Below are 827 nucleotides of genomic sequence, written 5' to 3'. Positions count from 1 at the left end.
AACGATGGGATTTAAACCATTAGGAAGCGTAATTGAGTTATGGGAAGAAACATTCGTACGTTTACATTAACCCTTGATATACTTAGGTCTAATCTTGATGAAATCCTTATAATGGGTCAGGAGAAAGGTATTTCCTTCTCAAAATACATTTCTGGAAAGATCGAAAGACATGCAGATGGATTAAATCAAGACATACTTATTCAAAACCTGGAAGCGGCTGAAAAGGAGGTTAATGTTGAATTAATTTCTTTAGTTTTTAAATGGCTGTTGGAGATGAATAGTCAGGAGGAGGATTTTGAGTTTCTCAAGAAATATGGATTTGATCTCGTTTCGGAAATTGACGAGAAAGATCAGGGCTATATATACATTAGTGAGATGTATGACTATGTGGAGATGAACGGCTTGAAGGAGGTAGTTCAGAATTACGACTCGTTTAAACTTTACCCTTCAGAAACTTTCTGCAATTATCTTGACTATCTTATATTGCTGTTAAGTAAGATATGCTTGGATAAAGAATATAAGAATAATATGGATTATGATCAGGAGGAGGAGCTCTTTTTTAAAAACTGTCAGTCTAATGAAGTTTTAGATGCCCAGACAGAACTTGCATTGAAGGTAATAAGATTAGAAAACCAGGCAGTGGATGAAGAAGATCCAGACAATCTTTACTGGAGATCAGAAAGTACAAGTCATTATGTCGTTTCGCAATGGTTGTTTTATCGCATGAAAAAGCTACGGCAATTATTGCACGATTATAATGGTTTAATTTTCATAGTAGATGATCACTAATTACTTTAATACAGTAGACAGTAGTCTCAAAAAAGGAT

At 34.5% G+C, this 827-nt stretch carries 1 protein-coding gene; it reads left to right on the top strand.

Annotated features, from left to right (window positions below; translation table 11 throughout):
• Positions 1 to 39 precede the first annotated feature (39 nt).
• On the top strand, positions 40 to 789 hold the full coding sequence (locus tag J4N24_RS25405; protein ID WP_207536548.1) for a hypothetical protein: 750 nt from the start codon (positions 40 to 42) through the stop codon (positions 787 to 789).
• The last annotated feature ends 38 nt before the right edge of the window (positions 790 to 827 follow it).

The sequence above is a fragment of the Desertivirga arenae genome (assembly GCF_017355785.1).
In the GTDB taxonomy this organism is placed as follows: domain Bacteria; phylum Bacteroidota; class Bacteroidia; order Sphingobacteriales; family Sphingobacteriaceae; genus Desertivirga; species Desertivirga arenae.
Note: the sequence above shows the minus strand (reverse complement) of the source record. Positions and strands in the feature narration are given on the sequence as shown.

Coding starts and splice junctions, on each gene's coding strand:
- J4N24_RS25405 (WP_207536548.1), top strand. CDS start 40: ATGGGAAGAAACATTCGTACGTTTACATTAACCCTTGATATACTTAGG.